General features: G+C 58.8%; 1 protein-coding gene. It reads left to right on the plus strand.

Annotation, left to right across the window (positions count from 1 at the left end; all coding sequences use genetic code 11):
- A partial coding sequence (gene tuf, locus ACR0MO_RS21630) for an elongation factor Tu (RefSeq protein WP_480893309.1) occupies positions 1-1,124 on the plus strand: 1,124 nt, incomplete at both ends.

The following is a 1,124-nucleotide window of genomic DNA, read 5'->3' on the forward strand; positions in this document are numbered from 1 at the left end:
ATGGCAAAGGAAAAGTTTGAGCGTACAAAACCGCACGTCAACATCGGCACGATTGGCCACGTTGACCATGGTAAAACGACGCTGACCGCAGCAATCACCAAGTATTTCGGTGACTTCAAAGCGTATGACCAGATCGACGGTGCGCCGGAAGAAAAAGCGCGCGGCATCACCATCTCGACCGCCCACGTGGAATACGAGACCGACAACCGCCACTATGCGCACGTTGACTGCCCCGGCCACGCCGACTACGTCAAGAACATGATCACCGGTGCCGCCCAGATGGACGGCGCGATCCTGGTTGTGAACGCTGCTGACGGCCCGATGCCGCAGACGCGTGAGCACATCCTGCTGGGCCGCCAGGTTGGCATCCCGAAGATGGTCGTGTTCCTGAACAAAGTTGACCAGGTCGACGACGAAGAGCTGCTGGAACTGGTTGAGATGGAAGTTCGCGAACTGCTGTCCAGCTACGAATACCCCGGCGACGATATTCCGATCGTTGCAGGTTCGGCTCTGGCCGCGATGGAAGGCAACAACCCGGAAATCGGCGAAGAGAAAATCAAGGAACTGATGGCGGCTGTTGATGACTACATCGACACGCCTGAGCGTGCTGTTGACCAGCCGTTCCTGATGCCGATCGAAGACGTGTTCTCGATCTCGGGCCGTGGTACCGTTGTGACCGGTCGTGTCGAGCGTGGCGTGATCAACGTTGGCGACGAGATTGAAATCGTCGGCATCCGCGACACCGCGAAAACCACCTGCACCGGCGTTGAAATGTTCCGCAAGCTGCTGGACCGCGGTGAAGCAGGCGACAACATCGGCGCCCTGCTGCGTGGTGTGGATCGTGACGGTGTTGAGCGTGGCCAGGTTCTGTGTAAGCCGGGTTCGGTTACACCGCACACCAAGTTCGAAGCCGAAGCCTACATCCTGACCAAGGAAGAAGGCGGTCGTCACACTCCGTTCTTCGCGAACTACCGTCCTCAGTTCTACTTCCGTACAACTGACGTGACCGGCACCGTGACCCTGGCGGAAGGCACCGAGATGGTCATGCCCGGCGACAACGTGTCGTTCGGCGTTGAGCTGATCGCACCGATCGCGATGGAAAACGGTCTGCGCTTCGCCATCCG

Source organism: Ruegeria sp. K5 (assembly GCF_056531805.1).